Source organism: Devosia neptuniae (assembly GCF_025452235.1).
GTDB lineage: Bacteria > Pseudomonadota > Alphaproteobacteria > Rhizobiales > Devosiaceae > Devosia.
This window is the reverse complement of the sequence record NZ_CP104964.1, coordinates 299,758-319,943: the sequence shown is the minus strand read 5'-3', so window position 1 is coordinate 319,943 and position 20,186 is coordinate 299,758. Positions and strand designations below refer to the sequence as shown.

The following is a 20,186-nucleotide window of genomic DNA, read 5'->3' as shown; positions in this document are numbered from 1 at the left end:
CGGCGGACGGAACAAATCCCGTCCGCCACGCTCCGGGAGGAGTTACTTGGGGTTGGTGCGTTCCAGGATCTTGGTGAACCCTTCTTGCGCCGCGCTAATCGCACCATCGATATCGCCATCGAAAATGGCGGTTTGCAGCAGATTGACCCAGGGGCCAGTGCGGGCCACGAACAATTCGTCGGAAGCGAAAGTGTAGGGCGTGCGTGCACTAGCCAGGATATCGTAGGCAATTAGATTGCGCGGATCGAAATCGGCATAGGCCTCATCGGCCAAGTCGGTGCGCGGCGGCATGCCGGATTCCGCGGTGATCAGGACTTGCTGCTCGGGCTGCATGTAGAAGTCGATGAAGCTCTCGGCCACGGCCTTTTTTTCAGGGCTGATGCCCTTCATCAGGGCCAGCGTGTCGCCACCGGCAAAGCTCGAGGCGCCGCCTTCGGGACCGGGAATGGGTGCGACGCCAAAATTCACGTCGGGATATTGGCTGGTGAGCAGATTCACGATGTAGGACCCTGTCATCAGAATACCAACCTTGCCCGAGGCAAAAGCGGCCACTGCATCATTGCCCACACCCGAGCGGGAGGTGGGGTGGATGGAGCCCGATGTCCACATGTCATTATAGGCAGCTAGCGTCGCTCGCATGGCCGGCGTGTCGATGGTTGCAGTGCGCCCGTCTTCGGACAGCACATCGGCTCCGGCCGCCCAGATATGGGGCGTGAAATCATAGACCAACCAACTGCCTGAGCTTGCCACGAAGAAGAGGCCATAAGTGTCATTGCCCAGCGCAGTGATCTTCTTTGCGTCTTCAGCAATTTCGGCCAGCGAGGCTGGGGCCTTTTCCGGATCGAGCCCGGCGGCTGTGAACAGATCCTTGTTATAGGCGATGATCGAGGCGTCAGGCAGCGCGGGCACGCCATAGACCTTGCCCTCATAGGTGGCTAGGCGAATATGGGAGGGGCTGAGCGCATCCGCATAGGGCAGGCCCTTGATGAAATCGGTCATATCTTCGAGGCTGTCGGTCGCCGCGAAAGTGGGCAGATAGATCAAATCCAGCACAGCGCCATCGGGCGCTGCCCCCGCCGCGATCGAGGTGCCCAGCTTGGGCACCATCTGTTCAGCGGTGATCGGCGTCACCACGACCTTGTCGTCATGGCTGGCATTGTAGAGATCGACGAGCTTTTCCAAGACGCCCGCTGAGGACGTCCGCACCCATAGGTTCAGCTCTTCGGCACGCGCCGACGACATGGCCACAAGGCCTGTCGCGGCAATCGCCGTGGTCATCAGCATCCACTTTTTCATGATGGTTTTCCCTTCCCGTTTCCCTCATCTGGCAACGGATCCGCCACCAGATTGCCATGAGGACTAGCAGCAAGAATTCAGTTTGTCGACAATATTTGCGAAAGCGCTTTCTCATCGGAAATTTGGAACGGAATGGCCGGTCTTCTTCGGTTTATGGCACCCAGGACTTTCGAGTTTTGCGAAAACATGCGAAAGCCGAACATGTTGCAAGGCTTTCGGCTCGCAACGATCCCTGTTAGGCAAGCCGGCATGAACGAGACAATTCCACCGCGTGACGCCAACACCCGACCCTCGACGCTGGACGATGTGGCGCGCCGTGCCGGCGTATCTCTGGGCACTGCATCCAAAGCGCTCAACGGCCGAGACCGGGTTAGTGATGCGACGCGCGCTCGGGTGGAAGACGCTGCACGGGCCCTCGCCTATGTTGGCAACCCCCTCGCACGAGGGTTGTCGCAGGGGCTTTCCGGCACAGTGGGGCTGCTCACCTCAGATCTTGAGGGGCGCTTCAGCTTACCCATTTTGATGGGGGCGGAGGACAGGTTTGGGGCCGGGCGGGTCTCGGTTTTTCTCTGCGACGCACGGGGCGATGCGATCCGCGAACAACACTACATTTCCGCGCTTCTCGCCCGCCGCGTCGATGCCATTATGGTGGTGGGCAGCAAGACTGACCATCGCGCCCCTATTGGCCGCGACCTGCCCGTGCCGGTCATCTATGTCTATACGCCCTCCCAGGACCCGCGCGACCTCTCGCTAACCCCCGACAATGTTGCGGGCGGCCGCATGGCAATCGAGCATCTGCTCGCCTCGGGACGGCGCCACATCGCCCATTTGACCGGACCGCGTCATGAGCGCGCCGCGGCCGACCGGACCAGGGGCATTGCCCAGGTCCTTGCCGAAAGTGAAACCCAATTGATGTTCGAAACCGCCTATGGCGAATGGACCGAGCGCTGGGGCCGTTCATCCTGTGCCATGATGTTGGAACAGGGCACCAAGGTCGACGCCATCCTCTGTGATTCCGACCAAATTGCCCGCGGCGCCCTAGACGCTTTGCGCGAACGTGGCATCCGCGTACCCGACGATGTCGCCGTTATCGGCTTCGACAATTGGGACATTATCGTGGAGGGTACACACCCACCTCTCACCAGCATCGACATGAATCTGGGCCTGCTCGGCCGCCATGCCGCCGAACGCCTGTTCCATGCTATTGGTGGCGCGCCCTTAGCCAGCGGCATCGAGCTGTCCGATTGCCGTCTGGTCGTCCGCGGTTCGACTGCATTGACGATCTAGCCGGAAATCGGTTGGGTACTGCGGTCCAGAAACGCGGCGGCACGCGGCGACAGACGCCCTGCCAGAGCCTTGCGGACCCGGGCGTGATAGGCGTTGAGAAAGCCAATTTCCGCAGTGGTTAGCGCTTCTGTGTCGGCCATGGCCACATCGATAGGCACCAGGGTCAGCGTCTCGAACCTTAGAAAGCCCGCAACGCCCGCGACCACTTCGACCTGGTTTTCCACCCGCAACCCGAAAGCGCCTTCCCGGTAATAGCCCGGCTCGATGGTCATCACCACGCCCGGCTCGAAGCCATGCGCATTCACCGTCTTGCCGAAGCGGTGCGGGTGCTCGTGCACAGACAGGAAATGTCCTACCCCGTGCCCCGTGCCGTGATCATAGTCCAGCCCGAGATCCCAGAGTGGCCGCCGCGCCAGGGCATCAAGATGATGGCCCTGAGCGGTCGGTGGAAACTGCGCCGTCATCAGCGCCACAAAACCTCTGAGCACGGCCGTATAGGTCTGCCGTACGGCCCCACTGGCCGGACCGAAATTCATGGTGCGCGTGGCGTCCGTTGTGCCACCCCAGTATTGCCCGCCTGAATCAATCAGATAGGGCAACTCGCCAGTCAGAGGGGCATTGGTTTGTGGCTTAGAAGCATAATGGCACATGGCTGCGTTACTGCCTGACGCCGAAATTGCTCCGAAACTGTCTTCGACAAAGTCAACGCCCGCGCGCCGGAAGGCGAGCAATTGCGACTGCGCCTCAAGCTCGGTGATGGCGTTGCCCGCGGCCAGGCGTACCGGCACCTCGGCATCGAGCCAGGCCAGAAATTCCGTCCAGGCGACGCCATCCTGGATATGGGCTTGCCGAAACCCCTCCAGCTCGACCTCGTTCTTGACCGCCTTGGCGAGCGTAACCGGGCTGAATTGCAGCAGCGGGATACCGCCCGCGGCCTCTACCGCCAGGCGTACCGCCACCGGCGCGAAGCCCGGATCAACCAATACCGTCTTATTCCCTGCTCGCTCTCGCACCGCCGCGATTAGCCCGTCAGCAGGCCGGACCGCCAGCCCGTCAGTCTCGATGCCGCTGCGGTCATTGGGCAGCTTGCGCTCATCCACGAACCAATCCACCTGGCCGTCGCGGCCAACAATGGCCGCCGAATGGGCGATCGGCGTATGAGCGATGTCACCGCCCCGGATATTGAGCAACCAGGCAATATTATCCGGCTGAGTCTCGACCAGGAAATCCGCTCCGGCCTGTTCCAGCCTCGCCCCGATACGCCTGCGCTTGCTCGCGCTAGCCTCCCCCGCCCAGCGCAACGGGAAGGCTTGGATCGGGGCAATTGGCGGGGGCGGCTGATCCGGCCAGATGGCATCAATGAGGTCTGTTTCCAAAAGGACCAATTCGCCTCCCGTTCGGTCCATGGCTGCTTTCAGCTTTGCGTAAAGCGCGCTCGGCACCAGCATGGGATTGATGCCGATGCGCTGCCCGCGGGGCAGCTTCTGCTCGAGCCAGGTCTCGATGGGAAAATCGAAAAAATGCGCGATCTCAAACTGACGGGTGTCCACCTCGGCCCGCACCTGCACCTGATAGCGCCCGTCTACGAAAAGCACGGCGTGATCGGCCGTTACCGCTGCAATCCCGGCCGAGCCGCTAAAGCCGGTGAGGAAGGCCAGCCGCTCGTCATGTGGCGCCACGACCTCGCCCTGATAGGGATCGAACCGCGGCACAACCACGCCATAAAGGTCAGCTTGGGTCAGTTTTCCTCGGAGCTGGCGTAACGCGGTATCAGTTCGGTTCATTGTATTCGGCATGCCGGCTGCTCCCCATTCTTTTCCTGGGACAGTGTTCTAAATCGCTGTATTTAGTTTGTCGACAAATTCATTGACTCCGGAGAGCGCATCTGGTGTCCTCAGGCTTCCGCCGGAGACCAGAGGGGTCTGGTTCCTGGCACAAAACGCTCGGAGGGAGCTCATGCACCATTTGTCCGGTATTACTCGATTGGCCTTGGCGGGCCTAATGGCGACGACCAGCATCATTGCCCTGCCCCATGGGGTCGCGGCTCAGGACGGCCAGGCGGGCGGCACGCTGCGCATTCTGGGCACAGCCGACATCGACCATTTTGATCCAACTTCGGCGGCTCTGGTTACCAGCAATAATTTCCTGCGCGCGGTGACACGGCAATTGATCAGCTATGCCGCCTCAACCGACGAAACGGTCCGCATCACGCCAGAGGGGGACCTTGCCACCGAAGTGCCTCAGCCTACCAATGACGGGCTGACCTATACGTTCAAGCTACGCCAGGGCGCACAGTGGAATGCGCCCTCTGGCGCCCGCCAGATTACCTCGGCCGATTTCGAGCGCGGAATCAAGCGCATGTGCAATCCGCTGTTGGGCTCCGCTGCGCTGACTTATTATCAGGATCTCATCGCGGGTTTGGCCGAATTCTGCGCCGGCTTTTCCAAGGTCGAACCAACTGTAGAGGCCATGAAGGCCTATATTGAGGGCAACGACATTGCCGGCATCGAGACGCCAGACGACCAAACAATCGTCATCAATCTCACCCAAAAAGCAGGCGACTTCATCTATATGCTGAGCCTGCCGACCTCGGCACCGGCACCAGTCGAGGTGCTCGATTACCTGCCCGATAGCCCCGATTATCGGAATAACTTCATCGCGAGCGGTCCTTACACCCCCGGCGCTTACACGCCCGATAGCAGCCTGCAACTGGTCCGCAACCCTGCCTGGACACCCGAGAGCGATCCGCTACGCAAAGCCTATGTCGATGACATCCAGATCACCTTCGGCCTGCAACCCGATGCTGTCCTGCAGCAATTGCAGTCTGGTGATGGCGACATGACTTTTGACATCACCATTCCGCCAGCCATCCTGCAATTGCTGACGGCCACGGGCGATGAAAAGCTGATGACGGTCTCATCGGGGGCCACTGCCTTCCTCTTTATCAACACGGTATCGGAAAACAACAATGGCGCTCTGCGCGACCTCAAGGTCCGCCAGGCGCTGAACTATGCCATCGACAAGGCTGCCATCGTGCAGCAATCCGGCGGCCCCACGGTAGGCCAGCCGGTCAACGGCATTTTTGGGCCGGGCGTGCTGGGCTATCACGATTTCGATCTCTATCCCTCGCCCGAGGCTAAGGGCGACCCGGCCAAGGCTAAGGAATTGCTGGCCGAGGCAGGCTACCCCGATGGCATCACGCTCAAAATGCCGTTCCGCAACCAGAATAACGAACCGGCCATTGCCCAGACCATCCAGGCCAGCATGGCAGCGTCGGGCATTACGCTGGAGCTGACGCCGGTGGCCCCTGCGGACTATTATTCCAAGTTCATGACCAACCCGGTCAACACCAAGGACGGAACCTGGGACATTGCGCCTGTGGGTTGGACGCCCGACTGGGCGGGGGGCTCGGCCCGCTCGGTGTTCCAGCCGCAATTCAGCTTCAACGGCACCCATCAGACCTACAATTACACCGACTACAACAACCCCAAGGCCAATGAGCTGGCCCAGCAGGCCATCAATGCCACCACACCCGAGGAAGTGGCTCGGTTATGGGGTCAAGTCGACGAGCTTGTCATGGCCGATGCGCCGGTCGTGCCGTATCTCGCCAATAAGGTTGTGCTCTATCGCAGTGCCGCCGTGCAGAATTTCCAGCCCTATGCGCTGGGCGTGCAGGGTGATTGGACCAATGTCTGGATCCAACGCTAAGCTGTAACGGCGTGGTCCGGGCCACCAGGTCCGGACCATAGCCACCGCGTAGGTCAAACTCGGAGCCGCTCCTTGCCAGTGCTCGAAGCCCGCAATCTGACCGTCTCGATCCCCACCGAAGACGGCACAATCCACGCTGTCCAAAATGTCTCCTTCGCCATCGAGACCGGGGAACTGTTCGGTATTGCCGGGGAATCGGGTTCGGGCAAATCGGTGATGATGCAGGCCATTCTGGGGCTGCTGCCCTATGCCGATATTTCCGGCCAAGTCCTGTTTGAGGGGCGCGACCTGCTAAGGGAAAAACCCAAGGACCTGCGCAAATTGCGGGGATCACGCATCGGCATGATCTTCCAAGACCCCCTGTCGAGCCTGCATCCCTATTACACTATCGGCAGCCAGATTACCGAAGCCATTCACGCCCACGAAAGGGTGAGTAAGGCAGCTGCGCGGACCCGCGCCGTCGACATGTTGGCTAAGGTAGGCATCACCAACGCGGCCGAGCGGTTCGACGCTTATCCGCACCAGTTTTCAGGCGGCATGCGCCAGCGTGTGATGATCGCCATGGCACTCGTACTCAACCCTGCCGTCATCATCGCCGACGAGCCGACCACGGCGCTCGATGTGACCGTGCAAGCGCAGATCGTCGCTCTGCTTGATACGATGCGCAAGGAATTGGGCACCACCGTCATTATGATAACCCACGATCTGGGTCTGCTGTCGTCCGTCGCCGACCGGGTCATGGTGATGTATGCCGGCAATCGCATGGAATATGGTTCAAGCGAAGCTGTCTTCACCACGCCCGCTCATCCCTATACGGCCGGCCTGCTGCGCTCCTCCCCCGCCAACTACGCGGCTGGTGAAGAACTGGTCGCTATCCCAGGCCGCCCACCTAGCCTGCTGCATAGTCCGGATGGCTGCGCCTTTGCCCCCCGCTGCAGTGCTGTCATGGAAAAGTGCCACACTAGTCGTCCGCCGCTGCGCCGCTATAGCGACGATGTCGAAGCTCTATGCTGGCTGGAAGACACGGCCCCAGCTCCGCCGCCGCATGCAGGCTCGACCGTCCGCCGTATCGACACCCAGAGCGCCCCCGTCATACTCAAGGTCGAGGATGTCGCACTGAGCTTTGCCACCGGTGGGCTCTTCGACAAGCAAGGCCGGTTTGACGTGCTCAAAGGTATCAACCTCGAAGTCAGGCGCGGCGAAACGCTGGGACTTGTGGGTGAAAGCGGCTGCGGCAAATCCACTCTCGCCCGCGTCATTGCCGGCCTCATCCCGGCCACTAGCGGCCGCGTGCTTTTGGGCGATGCCGATATGGCTCATCTTGATGCCGCCGGTTGGCGCGAGACGCGTAGGGCCGTGCAGCTAGTATTCCAGGACCCCTTCGGCTCGCTCAATCCTCGCCGCCGCGTGGGCGCCATTATCGGCGACCCCTTCCGCATCCACCACGTCGCTTCCGGCACCGACCGCAAAAACCGCGTGCAGGAACTGATGGAACGGGTGGGGCTCAATCCAGAGCACTACAACCGCTTCCCGTCCGAGTTCTCCGGCGGCCAACGCCAGCGCATCGGTATTGCGCGCGCCCTGGCGCTCAATCCTGGGCTGATCATCTTTGACGAACCGGTCTCGGCGCTTGATGTTTCCATCCAGGCCCAGGTGCTTAACCTGATGTCCAAACTACAGCGCGAGCTTGACCTTACCTATCTCTTTATCTCTCACGATCTGGCCGTGGTCCGCCAGGTCTGTAATCGCATCGCTGTAATGAACAAGGGCCGCATAGTGGAGCTGGCCGACGCCCAGGCCATCTACGCCAATCCTCAGGATGACTATACTCGTACCCTGCTCGCCGCCTCGGTCACTCCGCCGCCCCAACATTTCGCGCGCAGCCGTGATCTGGTCCAGACCATAGATTGGGCCGCCGCATGAGTACGCCGGCCAGCTCCGCTCCCATCGTGGTCCAGCGCGGTTCCTTCTCGCTCACCCTGCGGCGGTTGCTCCGCGACAAGGCCAGCCTTGCCGCCATGGTATTCATTGTCGTGCTGGTGCTATTTGCTGCCGCAGCACCGCTGATCGAAAGCTGGGCCGGCCATTCCCCGATCCAGCAATTCCGCGACACCGGCCTGTCCACTATGGGTCTGCCCGTGGCGCCCAATGCCGAATTCGTGCTGGGCACCGACCAGCTGGGTCGCGACGTGCTCGTCCGCCTCGCTTATGGTGCCCGCGTCTCTCTGCTGGTGGGCGTCCTGGCCTCGCTGGCCGCCTCGCTGATCGGGGTCACCGTCGGCGTGCTGGCCGGTTTTTTCGGCGGGTGGATCGACATGGTGCTGAGCCGGGCCATGGACCTGGTGATGAGCGTGCCCTTCCTGCTCTGCGCGCTGGCATTGGTCTCGGTGTTCGGGCCAAGCCTGTCGCTTAGCATCGGGGTCATTGTCTTTTTCAGCTGGACGACCATGGGCCGCGTGGTGCGCAGCCAGGTGATGTCACTGCGTGCCCGCGAGTTCGTTCAGGCCAGCCGCTCGCTCGGCGCCAGCTCGCTCTCCATCATGGTTGTCGATATTCTGCCCAATCTGAGTGTCCCCATTATCGTTTACACCACGATGATGATCCCCAGCGCCATCGTATTCGAGGCCACCCTTTCCTTCCTGGGCCTGGGCATTGTGCCGCCCGCCCCGAGTTGGGGTGGCATGTTGGCCGACGCCGCTGCCAATTCCATCTATCTCGTTGCCTGGTGGCTGGTGCTCATCCCGGGCCTGGCGCTGCTATTGACCACTCTCTCGTTCAACATTCTGGGCGATGGGCTGCGCGACGCGCTCGACCCCAAATCCCGCCCCGTGGTCAGGCGCAGTCTGTTGCGCTGGAGGCACAAGCCATGATCCGCTTCCTGCTTGGCCGCATTGGCTTTGCCGCGCTAATCCTCTTTGCACTCAGCACCTTCGTCTTTTTCCTCTTCTTCGTGGCCCCCGGCGATCCGGCCCGCATGGTGGCCGGCGACAAGGCTACCGAAGCTCAATTGGTGCAGATCCGCACCAATCTAGGGCTCGACCGCCCCATCCACGAGCAATATCTGAGTTTTCTCGGGCGCGCGGCGGTAGGTGATCTCGGCTTTTCCTACCGTAACCAGCAACCGGTCACCACGCTCATTGCCAATCGCTTGCCAGCCACCATTTCCCTGGTCATCGGCGGCGTCATTGTCTGGCTGGCGGTCGGCATTCCCATCGGTATCATGTCGGCCCGCCATCCCGGCGGATTGCGCGACCGGCTGGGCCAGGCCTTTATTCTGGTAGGGTTGAGTTTTCCTACCTTCGTGCTCGGCATGGTCTCGCTCTATGTCTTCTATTTCTTGCCGCGCCAGGCGGGATTCACGCTCTTTCCCGCCGGCGGCTTCAAGCCGTTCCTGCCCAATCCAGCGCTCTGGGCCTGGCATCTCGCCCTGCCCTGGGCAACGCTCGCGCTAACGACCGCGGCAGTCTATGCCCGGCTGACGCGCGGCCAGATGCTTGAGGTGATGAATGAGGACTATATCCGCACCGCTCGTGCCAAAGGCTTGTCGGAAGGCCGCGTCGTGTTCAAGCATGGCATGCGCGCCACTCTCACACCGCTGGTAACCCAATTGGGCGCCGATATCGCCCTGCTGCTGGGCGGCGCCATCGTCATCGAGCAGGTTTATGGCCTGCAAGGCGTCGGCGCGCTGGCCGTGCAGGCCGTCAATAATCAGGATAGGCCCATCATTATCGGCGTGGTGCTGTTGGGAGGTTTCTTCATCGTCATCTCCAACATCGTCGTCGACATCACCTATGCTTTGCTGGACCCGCGCGTTCGTTAGGATAGGACCATGATCGTCTCGCAATACACCATTCCCGGCATTCATATCCGCGACCACTTGATCGACGTGCCGCTCGACTGGTTCGCCAATCCCGGTGGCCCCACGATCAAGCTCTTTGCCCGCGAAGCAGTGGATCCGACAAAAAAGGACGCCGAGCTGCCGCTGCTGGTCTTCCTGCAAGGCGGCCCCGGCGGTAAGTCGCCCCGTCCCACCAGCGGAGGACCGTCTTGGCTGGCAGAGGCCCTCAAGAGCCACCGCGTCATCCTGCCTGACCAGCGCGGCACCGGCCGCAGCACGCGGGTGGATGGCGCGACCATGCAGCGCTTTGTCAGTGGGGAAGAGGCCGGCGCCTATCTCACCCATTTTCGCGCCGATTCCATTGTGGCCGATTTCGAACATCTGCGAAAAACCGTGTTCGGCGGAGCCAAATGGCAATCGCTGGGTCAGAGCTATGGCGGTTTCCTAACCCTGACCTATCTGAGCCAGGCATCCGAGGGGCTTTCGGCCTGCTATGTGGCGGGGGGTCTCGCCAGCATAACCCCCTCGGCCGAAGAGGTTTATCGCCGCACTTATCCGCGGGTCGAGGCCAAGACCGCCCGCTATTACAAGCGCTACCCTGATGACCGTGACACCATCGGTCAACTAGCCGATTTCATCACCAGCAGCGATGTCCGCCTGCCCGATGGCGACCAGCTCACTGTGCGCCGGTTACAGAGCATCGGCATCGATTTCGGCATGGCTCCAGGCTTCGAAAACATCCACTGGCTGATCGACGAGGCTTTCGCCACCCCCGAACGCGACCGCTTGTCCGACCAGTTCCTCGCCGAGGTGATGCGCATGACTAGCTATGACGGCAATCCGCTCTTTGCCGTGATGCAGGAATCCATCTACGGCCACGGATCCGGCGCGACCGCTTGGGCCGCGCAGCGGGTGCGTGACACCCTCCCCCAGTTCGCCGAAACTACTCGTCCGCTGCTGTTCACCGGCGAAATGATGTTTCCCTGGATGTTCGAGGACATCCGCTCGCTGCGCCCCTTCCAAGCTGGTACCGAGGCGCTTGCCCAGCGCGTGGACCATAGCCTGCTCTACGATGGCGAGCGGCTAGCCGCCAATACGGTCCCCGTCTCAGCCATCATCTACCACGATGACATGTATGTCGACGCGAGCCTCTCACTGGAGACGGCTGGTCTGATCGGCAACCTCGAACACTGGGTCACCAATGAGTTCGAGCATGACGGCATCCGTCAAAGCGGCAATGTTTTTAAACGCTTGGTCAAGATGACCCAAGATCGTGGCGGCCCCTTGAGCTAGGGCGACTTCGAGTCTGATGGGCGGCAGCAATGGCATGCAATGCCCCGATGACCGTCCAAAACCTGGTTCACTGCCAGCAGGCTATCGGTCATGACATTCAAGTGGAGAAGGAGTACATTCCGAGCCGGAATACCGAAATCCTGCCATTCAAGACGACACCCTGTGGCGGGCGGCTAATCCTGCGACGGCGGTAGCGCTTCGCGGCAGGCCGCGATCAGCCATTCCAACACATCCTCCAGGCGCTTCTCCCCGCGTCTTTCAGCCAACACATATATGCCCATGGGGATGCTCGCCAATGTTCCGGCCTGCTTCACCTCTATTATGCCCTGTTCTGCAAAATACGGCGCGATGACGTTGGAGATGCGCAAGAAGGCGTCAGTGTTGCGTAAATAGTCGAGGCAGGCCGAAATAGAGTTCGAGCCAAAAATGTAGCTTTCGCGGCCAAACGGTGTTTCGCCACGTTGCCGACGCCAGTTCTCGTCAAAGAAGCGCTGATGCCGGCTTTCCGCCAGGGAACTGGTCACTACCGGATAGGCTTCAATTTCCTCACGCGTGCGGACCGCACCTAGCAAAGGGTGCCCGTCGCGGACGAACACCCCGTTGTAGACCTGACTCAGCCGGATGAACTGCGCGCCGATGCCGGCGTTCAGCCCGCGGATTTCGTGCGATATAAAAAGCGAGATATCGCCCGACAGCAACTGGTCGAGACAGCGGAGTTGATCGCCCAGGCTCACCTGCAGCGGCGCCTTCGGATTGCGCTGCTGATAGCGCAGCAGGACATCGCGCACGAATACGGTCCACCACGAATAGCCGCTGCCAATGCTGATTCCCCGCTCATTGCGGACGCGCATCTCTTCCACTGACTTGCGCATATTGTCGTCAAGCCGCTGCATCAGCCGGGCGTTTTCGTAGATCACCTCGCCATAGGGTGTGAGCCGCACACCCCGCGCCGAGCGAACGAACAGCCGCGCATTCAGATCCGCTTCGAGCTTGCGCATGTTCACGGTCAGCGTTGGCTGGGTGACGTTGAGCACAGCCGTGGCCGCCCGAATACTGCCGGTCTCGGCAATGGCGATGAACTGTCGCAAGAGCTTATCCATATCTCCTCCGGTGATAGATTTGATCTATCAATAGCACCTTAGTTCGTATTTTTCTTGCGCGCTTGGGCATGTCAATCTGAACCGAGAGAAGCGCCAACAGAGCGCTACCGGTATGATCCAAGGGAGGTTCCCATGACTTTTCGTATGCCCCGCCGTCAGTTTCTTATGGGCAGCGCAACGCTCGCCGCATCCACGTCTTTCGGCCTGTCCACGGCCCAAGCCCAACAGGCCTCGCTGCGCCTGGCCTTCTGGGGCGGCCAGGACCGGGCAAACCGGACCTATGCAGTGGTCGACAAATTCACCGAGCAAACCGGAACGGCCATCGATGGCGAATTCATCGCCTGGGACGATTACTGGACCCGCCTTGCCACCCAGGTCTCGGGCGGTTCCGCGCCGGACGTGCTGCAGATGGACTACCGCTATATCGTCGAATATGCCTCGCGCGGTGCCATCGCGCCGCTGGATGATTTCATCGGCAGCACGCTCAAGCTGGACGATTTCGACGAAGACCAGGTCGCTGGCGGCCGCGTCAATGGCAAGCTCTATGGCGTCTCACTCGGCAGCAATTCGGCCGCGATGATCTATAATGCCACGGTTTTCGAGGAGGTCGGCATAGCGCCACCGGACCTCACAACCACCTATGATGATTACCGCGCCATGGGCGAGGCTTTTGCCGCCGCCAATGTCCGCAACGGCATCAAGGTCCTGTCAGACTCTTCCGGCAGCGATGTCGTTTTTGAAAACTGGCTCCGCCAAAATGGTTCGGCCCTTTATACCCCAGAAGGCGCCATCGGTTTCGACGAGACGGCATTGGTGGATTGGTTCCGTCTCTGGGCCGGTCTGCGCGATGCCGGCGTCATCGTTTCCGCCGAAGATCAGGCGCTCAGCACCGCCTCGGCGGAATCGAGCATGATCATCACCAACAAGGCGGCGACCACCCCGATCCACTCCAATGAATTGGTGGTCTATCAAGGCATCAGCCCAGACCAGCTGGGCTTGGCCAGCTATCCTTTGATCAGCGATGGCGCCGGCGGGCATTACCGCAAACCCTCGCAGTTCTTCTCCGTCAGCGGCGCCTCGCAAAATGCCGAACAGGCGGCGGCGTTCATTTCCTATTTCGTCAACGATCCAGCTGCCGCCAAGCTGCTCGGCGTCGAGCGCGGTGTGCCCTGCACCCAGACTGCGCGGGACGCCGTCGCCAATGAGCTATCGCCGGAAAGCCGGGCCGCCCTCGATTTCGTTATCTCGCTTGGTGCCTTGGTCGGCCCGCTACCGCCATCCCCTCCCCCGCCGCCGGCGAGGTCAGCAAGGCTCTTGGCAATATCTCCCAGGAGATTGCCTTTGGCATGCGCTCACCCGAAGATGCCGCCCAGACCTTCGTCGCCGACGCAGCCGCCATCCTTGCCCGCAGTAGCGGATCGTAGTCGGTTGGCGGGGACACCGCTGGCGAGATAGCCTGGTGCCATCTAGCCACTGCTTAAACTTGACATGCCAGATCATAAAATCTAGTCCGAGGGCTTGCAAAGTGACGTCGCGGCGGGCTGGCACATGGATATCCAAGATCAGGCAAGGGCGAAGGACGAGCGGCTCGAGGCCATCGAGCTGCGCGCCGGCTATGACGACACCACTATTCTCGATGGCCTCGATTTTGCGGTGCCCAGTGGCGCTTTGACCATTCTGGTCGGCGCCAATGGGTGCGGCAAATCCACCCTGCTCAAGACGCTGGCGCGCATCCTCATGCCAAGCCACGGCTACGTGCTGTTAGATGGCAAGGACATCCACAAAGCCGCTACGCGCGAGGTGGCGCGCAAACTCGGCCTCTTGCCACAGGGGCCGGTGGCGCCGGAAGGGCTGAGCGTGCGCGAGCTGGTGGCGCAGGGGCGGTTCCCCCATCAATCGCTGCTGCGGCAATGGAGTTCGAGCGACGAGGCGGCGGTCAATGCGGCCATGGTCACCGCCCAGGTCACGGACTTTGCCGACCGACCAGTGGATTCCCTCTCGGGCGGGCAGCGTCAGCGCTGCTGGATTGCCATGGCACTGGCGCAGGAAACTGATCTGATCCTGCTCGACGAACCCACCACCTTTCTCGATCTCAAGGTGCAGGTGGATGTGATGAACCTGCTGCACGATCTGGCACACAAGACTGGCCGCACGCTGGTGGTGGTGCTGCACGAACTCAGCCTTGCCGCCGCCTATGCCGACACTCTCGTGATGATGCAGGCCGGGCGCATTGTGTGTTCGGGCGCACCCGAGGCGGTTTTTACGGCGCAAAATATCAAAACCGTGTTCGATTTGGACGCTAATGTGCTGCGCGATCCGGCATCGGGTCGCCTCTTCTGCATGCCGACGCGGGGGGCGCCCGCAAGCACCCATATCCTTCCGGCTCTGGCTACGGCATGAACAGCGCCGCCGGGGTCTCGCCCGTCATACGCACTAGCCGCTGGCTCGGCTTGCCAGTGGCGCTGGGTCTGATCGCAGCGATCTTCTGCCTTCATATCGCGTTGGGCGCCAAGCTGTTGCCGCTCAACGTCGTCTTCGAAGCGCTGACCGCGCGCGATCCCAGCAATTTCAACCACACTATCATCTGGGACCTACGGCTGCCGCGCGCGCTGGTGGGCATGATCGTTGGAGCATCGCTCTCGGTTGCCGGCGCTTTGATGCAGGGTGTTACCCGCAATCCACTTGCCGAGCCGGGCATTCTGGGCCTCATGGCGGGCGCGGCATTCGCTGTGGTCTTCGGCATCGGCATGCTTGGTCTGGTGGACAATACCGCCATTCCGCTGATGGCCGCCGGTGGAGCGCTCGGGGCGGCATGCCTGGTCTATCTCATCGCTCGTTGGGTACCCGGCGGCACGTCGCCGCTGACCTTGACGCTGGCCGGGGCGGTGGTCACCGCATTCCTGGGGGCACTGACTTCTGTCGCCTTCCTGCTGCGCGAAAACGCTTTCGACTCTTATCGCGTCTGGCTCTCCGGTTCGCTGGCGGGACGCGATCTGTCCATGCTGTTGACGGCTGGGCCCGTGCTTATCGTCGCCCTGCTACTATCCTTCGCTTTGGCACGTCAGATCACGGCACTAGCCATGGGCGAGGAAGTGGCTCAGGCGCTGGGCGTGCGCACCGGCTGGCTCAAGGCGCAATTGCTGGTCTGCGTCGTGGCGCTGACGGCCGGTTCGGTGGCCCTGGCCGGACCACTCGGCTTTGTTGGCCTGGTCATCCCCCATGTGGTGCGACTCTTCACTGGCGCCGGCTATCGCTGGATCGTGCCCTATTCGGCCGTGCTCGGGGCCGGCTATTTGCTGGCAGTTGATGTCGCGGCGCGCATGCTGTTCCGCCCGGCCGAGATTTCCACCGGCATCATCACCGCACTGATCGGCGCGCCGATCTTCATCTACCTCATTCACCAGCGAGCCCGCTGATGAGCACCATCGCCGCCTCTCGCTGGTATGTGCTGCGCCTATTCGGCGAACGCATCGCCCTGCGCCTGCCCGTTGGGGCGCTTGGCTGGCTCGTTGCATCCTTGCTGCTGCTCGCAGCCATCATCGCCTATAGCCTCACCATCGGCAGCCAACCGACCAGCCTTTCCGAAGTCTGGCGCACGTTGAGCGGCGAAAGCGTCAGCAAGACCATCGACAATGTCGTCTGGGAATTCCGCTTTCCGCGTGCCCTGGCCGCCGCTTTAGTCGGCGCCATGTTTGCCCTCTCGGGCGCAGCGCTGCAAAACGTCACCCGCAATGGCCTGGCCGATCCGTCCCTGGTGGGCGTGTCGCAAGGCGCCGGGCTCGCCGTGGTTGCGCTGACCGTGTTGTGGCCCAGTGGCTTGGCAACACTACGGCCTTGGGTGGCATTTGGCGGCTCCATGCTGGTGGCCATTCTGATCCAGAGCCTGACCTGGACGACGAGGGGTGCCAGCTCCGTCCGCTTTATCCTAATGGGCGTCGGGGTTGCTGCACTCATCTCAGCCGGCACGTCGGTGCTGATGACCTATGGCGACATCGAACGAGTACTTTCGGTTTTGACCTGGCTCAATGGCTCGATCAATGCTGCCAATTGGAGCGATGTGCAGATGCTCGCCGCCTGGTCGGCAGTGCTGCTGCCCGCCTTACTGCTGCTCTCGCGCTCCACCGCAGCCCTACGCATGGGTGACGCCACCGCCACTGCCCTCGGCGCCCCGGTGCGCTGGGTACGCTATGGCCTCATCACCACCGCTGTAGGCTTTGCCGCAATAGGCACCGCCGTTGTGGGGCCGCTCGGCTTTGTCGGGCTGATCGCGCCGCATGCCGCGCGCCGCCTCGCCCCATCGGGCGTGGCCCTGCATCTGCTGCTCACGGCAGCGCTGGGCGCGGCCCTGGTCTGCGCTGCTGACCTGGTGGGGCGCACCCTGATGGCCCCGGTCCAGATTCCCGCCGGTCTCGTCACCGATCTGATCGGCGTGCCGATCTTTCTCATCCTGCTGCGCCGGGCCGCGCGTCGGACTGCTCTTTAAGGATCAAGCCCATGAAACTGCTTCTAGCCGCCGCTGCCATTCTTGGGGGATTGCTCACCGCATCGGCGTGGGCCCAGGAGACCCGCCCCTTCGAGGCTGCCAATGGCACAATCGATATTCCGGTCGAGCCTCTGCGCATCGTTTCGCTGCATGATCTGAGCATCACCCTGCCGCTGGTCGAATTCGGCGCCACCAACCATGTCGTGGGCAGCCATGGACGGCTCGAAGAAGACAACATTCCCTATATTCGGGGCGCAAAGGAGCTCTACGAAACCAGTTTCGACAATACCGACATCAAGTTCCTCGGCGTCTTCAACGAGATCGATCTCGAACTGATTGCCGGGCTTGAGCCTGATCTGATCATCGGCCGCTCTGGCAATGACGACGCCCTGCTGCCCAATCTCGAAAAACTTGCACCCACCATTCTGATCGACCAGCGCGGGCTGGGCTTTTTCGGCGCTCTGCAAGCGGTGGCCGACGCCGCAGGCGTGCTGCCCAAATATGAGCATCTGCGCGCCCGCTATGACGCACAGGTCGCCGAATTCAAGCGGTTGGTGCCCAATGCCGCCAATATCTCGGTCGCTATCCTGCAGCCTTGGCCCGATGACGGCTATATCGCCGCCAGCAAGGATTATTACGCCCTCTCGCAATTGCTTGACGATGTCGGCTTTACCAAGCCCGCCATCATTGCCGAACTGGATAAAGGCTCACTCGATCTGAGCCCCGAATTCCTGCCAGAGGTCGATGCGGATTTCATCGTCTCGACTTATGAACCCCTCTACCCCGACGAGCGCAGCCCTACCGAGATCCGCGCCGCCTTCGAGAAGATCGTACCCGGCTACTGCCAGGCCCTGCATGCCTGCAGCAATAACCAGCATATCTTCCTGCACCGTACGCCGATCTATTCGTCGTCGTTCAAGTCGCTTGAGACGGCCTATCTGCAACTGCTCACCCACATTGCCGGCCGCTCCTTCGTGCCGCTGTCCAAGTAAAGCAAACCATGAAAACCCTCGTCTTTGCCTTCTGCCTTGCTGTGCTGGCCATCGCCCCAAGCCAGGCTCAGGACACCCGCTCCTTCACCGACGATCTGGGCCGCGTGGTCAAAATCCCGATCCAACCGAAACGGATTGCCGCGCTCGATGACCTGCGGCTAAGTGTGCCGCTGATCGAGTTGGATGTCCTGCCCATTGCCTCGCACGGCCGGACCAATGACGATCAACCCTATATTCGCTCCGGCCTGATCCTCACCGGGGTCGATTTCGCCACGGCCGACATTACTTTCCTGGGCAATGAGCCGATCGATGTCGAAGCACTAACCGCCGCTGCACCCGATCTGATCGTTACCCTCGTCTCCCGCGATGTGCCGCTCGACCAGCTCGAGCGAATCGCGCCGACCGTGGTGTTCGACGAGACCATCAGCGATCGTTTCGATATCTACGCCCGCCTGGCCGATCTGACCGGCACCACTTCCACGCTCGCCCGCCTGGAAGCCCGCTATCAGGCGCAACTGGCGCAACTGGTGCGGCTTGTTGATGCAAAGAACATCACGGTCTCAGTGATGGAAGGCTCCGGCGGCGCGATTTCCGTGCAGCACAGCTATGGCAGCCTGGGCAAGGTATTGCGCGATGCCGGCTTCCGCTTCCCAGCGCTCATCGATGCCATTCCTCAAGGCGGAGAGCAGGAACTGAGCGCCGAATTGCTGCCGGACCTGGATGCCGATGTCATATTCGACACCTTCCGCACCGATCGCGGCGAAACGCCTGCCGACGCCGACGCGCGCATGCAGGAAGCGCTCCCCGGCTATTGCGAGCAGCTCTGGGCCTGCCGGAACGAGCAATATTTCCGCCTGCCGCGCGACGAGGCCTATGCCATTTCTTACCAAAGCCTGAGCAGCATCACCACCACGCTCCTGGCCCTGATGAACAGCCAGACTCTTCGCACAAGGGATCAATAGGGTATCGGCCGAGATCCAACGCAGGACCACGACCGCTCGACAGCCTTGATGACCAGCACCGCCGCCAAATAACATCCGTTCCTTCAGGCGGCTACGCTACTCGGCCAAGGGTGTGAAACCACGGCCGGCGATATGGCTTTCCACCAGCTCCAGCGCGAGTTCGAGCGAAGTCATGGAACTGCCGAAGCTCGGACCAGGCAGCAGAACGAACTGATTGTTGCGGCAGGCGGCGAGGGTCTGGCACCAGCCAGGCGAGAATTTCTCATAAGCCGCGCGAACGGTGGTCGGCGTGGCGTCGGCCTGCTGGCGATAGAACCCGAAGACGAAATCGGCGTCGAGCTCCTGGATCAATTCAGGACTGAATGTCATTTGGGGTTCGCTGAGATCGGCGATTGCCTTGGGCTTGGCAAAGCCGAGGTCATCGATCACGCGGGTGATTGCCCCAAGGTTGGCCTTATAGACCCATAGTTCTTCGGCAGCGGGAAACATGAACGTTGTCGCGACCGAGATATCGCCGGTATTGCCAATGAAGGAGCGGGCGCGCTCGACATTGTCGAGATAGCGTTGATATTCAGCTTCGAAGCGACCGCTCTGTCCGGTAATGTCGGCCAGCGTTCGTAGCGTGTCGATGAAGCCCAGGTCAGCGTTGTCAACCACCAGGGTCGGCGCGATCGACTGCAGTTGTTCGATTACTTTGGCGTCAGTGTAAAGTCCCCCGATAATCAGATCGGGTTCCAGGGCGGCGATGGCCTCCACGTCCAGCTGATTGAAGCCGCCGACATAGGCGATGTCGGTATTGGAATAGTCGATCCCTAGCGTATCCATGCCCCCGCGCAGGAAATGGGTACCATCCTCGGCGGTACGGCCGGCGCTACCTATGACCGGCGCGCCCAGTTCATAGAGCGGTAGCGTCACGATCTGATCGTTGAGAGATACGATGCGCTGCGGCGCGGTCGGGATTTCGAATACTCCGTTGGCGACGGTGACGCTGCGGGTTTCCTGAGCAACGGTCGGCGCCACACTAATGGCAACCGCAAGGATCAGAGCAATGAGCGTTTTCATCAATGTGCTTTCTTGAGCTTGGTTATTCGTCCCTGGGGGCTGCGTGTATGACCCAACCCTGACGGCGTGCGCGCAAGTCTTCGGACTAGATTTTATGATACAACATGTCAAGTTTAGGCATCTGCACGGACGGTAACTCACCAATCATGCCGCCTACCGATCTCG

At 61.3% G+C, this 20,186-nt stretch carries 16 protein-coding genes; 12 read left to right on the top strand and 4 right to left on the bottom strand.

The window, feature by feature from the left end:
- Window positions 1-42 precede the first annotated feature (42 nt).
- A complete protein-coding gene (locus tag N8A98_RS01525) occupies window positions 43-1,296 on the bottom strand; it encodes an ABC transporter substrate-binding protein (RefSeq protein WP_113123724.1) in 1,254 nt (417 codons plus the stop codon).
- Between the two features lie 249 nt (window positions 1,297-1,545).
- On the opposite strand from N8A98_RS01525, the gene N8A98_RS01520 reads away from it, so the two are divergent.
- A complete protein-coding gene (locus N8A98_RS01520) occupies window positions 1,546-2,583 on the top strand; it encodes a LacI family DNA-binding transcriptional regulator (protein ID WP_262165217.1) in 1,038 nt (345 codons plus the stop codon).
- Here the strand turns inward: N8A98_RS01520 and N8A98_RS01515 are convergent.
- Window positions 2,580-4,379, bottom strand: a complete 1,800-nt coding sequence (locus N8A98_RS01515) for an aminopeptidase P family protein (protein WP_262165215.1) — start codon at window positions 4,377-4,379, stop codon at window positions 2,580-2,582. The genes N8A98_RS01520 and N8A98_RS01515 overlap by 4 nt on opposite strands.
- 205 nt (window positions 4,380-4,584) lie before the next feature.
- On the opposite strand from N8A98_RS01515, the gene N8A98_RS01510 reads away from it, so the two are divergent.
- From N8A98_RS01510 to N8A98_RS01485, 5 genes are all read left to right on the top strand, one after another.
- The gene (locus tag N8A98_RS01510) at window positions 4,585-6,291 is read left to right on the top strand and encodes an ABC transporter substrate-binding protein (protein ID WP_262165213.1); all 1,707 of its coding nucleotides are present in this window, start codon (window positions 4,585-4,587) and stop codon (window positions 6,289-6,291) included.
- 78 nt (window positions 6,292-6,369) lie between these two features.
- On the top strand, window positions 6,370-8,214 hold the full coding sequence (locus N8A98_RS23285) for an ABC transporter ATP-binding protein (RefSeq protein ID WP_315974456.1): 1,845 nt from the start codon (window positions 6,370-6,372) through the stop codon (window positions 8,212-8,214).
- Complete coding sequence (locus N8A98_RS01495; protein WP_262165211.1) at window positions 8,211-9,161, top strand: ABC transporter permease; 951 nt, start codon at window positions 8,211-8,213, stop codon at window positions 9,159-9,161. The genes N8A98_RS23285 and N8A98_RS01495 overlap by 4 nt, the downstream gene beginning before the upstream one ends.
- Complete coding sequence (locus N8A98_RS01490) at window positions 9,158-10,111, top strand: ABC transporter permease (RefSeq protein WP_262165209.1); 954 nt, start codon at window positions 9,158-9,160, stop codon at window positions 10,109-10,111. The genes N8A98_RS01495 and N8A98_RS01490 overlap by 4 nt, the downstream gene beginning before the upstream one ends.
- Window positions 10,112-10,120: 9 nt before the next feature.
- Window positions 10,121-11,422, top strand: a complete 1,302-nt coding sequence (locus N8A98_RS01485; RefSeq protein WP_262165207.1) for an alpha/beta fold hydrolase — start codon at window positions 10,121-10,123, stop codon at window positions 11,420-11,422.
- Between the two features lie 173 nt (window positions 11,423-11,595).
- On the opposite strand, the gene N8A98_RS01480 is transcribed toward N8A98_RS01485, so the two are convergent.
- The gene (locus N8A98_RS01480) at window positions 11,596-12,522 is read right to left on the bottom strand and encodes a LysR family transcriptional regulator (RefSeq protein WP_262165205.1); all 927 of its coding nucleotides are present in this window, start codon (window positions 12,520-12,522) and stop codon (window positions 11,596-11,598) included.
- Window positions 12,523-12,654: 132 nt separating this feature from the next.
- On the opposite strand from N8A98_RS01480, the gene N8A98_RS01475 reads away from it, so the two are divergent.
- The 6 genes from N8A98_RS01475 (at window position 12,655) to N8A98_RS01450 (ending at window position 18,959) form a co-directional block, all read left to right on the top strand.
- Window positions 12,655-13,977 carry an ABC transporter substrate-binding protein gene (locus N8A98_RS01475; RefSeq protein ID WP_262165204.1) on the top strand — a complete coding sequence of 441 codons (1,323 nt, stop codon included), beginning with the start codon at window positions 12,655-12,657 and terminating at the stop codon, window positions 13,975-13,977.
- 93 nt (window positions 13,978-14,070) lie between these two features.
- A complete protein-coding gene (locus N8A98_RS01470) occupies window positions 14,071-14,922 on the top strand; it encodes an ABC transporter ATP-binding protein (protein WP_262165202.1) in 852 nt (283 codons plus the stop codon).
- Entirely contained in the window at window positions 14,919-15,938 is a 1,020-nt protein-coding gene (locus N8A98_RS01465; RefSeq protein ID WP_262165200.1) for a FecCD family ABC transporter permease, read from the top strand. The genes N8A98_RS01470 and N8A98_RS01465 overlap by 4 nt, the downstream gene beginning before the upstream one ends.
- Window positions 15,938-17,005 carry a FecCD family ABC transporter permease gene (locus tag N8A98_RS01460; RefSeq protein ID WP_262165198.1) on the top strand — a complete coding sequence of 356 codons (1,068 nt, stop codon included), beginning with the start codon at window positions 15,938-15,940 and terminating at the stop codon, window positions 17,003-17,005. The genes N8A98_RS01465 and N8A98_RS01460 overlap by 1 nt, the downstream gene beginning before the upstream one ends.
- Window positions 17,006-17,016: 11 nt before the next feature.
- On the top strand, window positions 17,017-17,997 hold the full coding sequence (locus N8A98_RS01455; RefSeq protein WP_262165196.1) for an ABC transporter substrate-binding protein: 981 nt from the start codon (window positions 17,017-17,019) through the stop codon (window positions 17,995-17,997).
- 8 nt (window positions 17,998-18,005) lie between these two features.
- Window positions 18,006-18,959 carry an ABC transporter substrate-binding protein gene (locus N8A98_RS01450; RefSeq protein ID WP_262165194.1) on the top strand — a complete coding sequence of 318 codons (954 nt, stop codon included), beginning with the start codon at window positions 18,006-18,008 and terminating at the stop codon, window positions 18,957-18,959.
- Window positions 18,960-19,055: 96 nt separating this feature from the next.
- On the opposite strand, the gene N8A98_RS01445 is transcribed toward N8A98_RS01450, so the two are convergent.
- Window positions 19,056-20,021, bottom strand: coding sequence for an ABC transporter substrate-binding protein (locus N8A98_RS01445; RefSeq protein WP_262165192.1), 966 nt, complete (start codon window positions 20,019-20,021; stop codon window positions 19,056-19,058).
- Window positions 20,022-20,186: the final 165 nt, after the last annotated feature.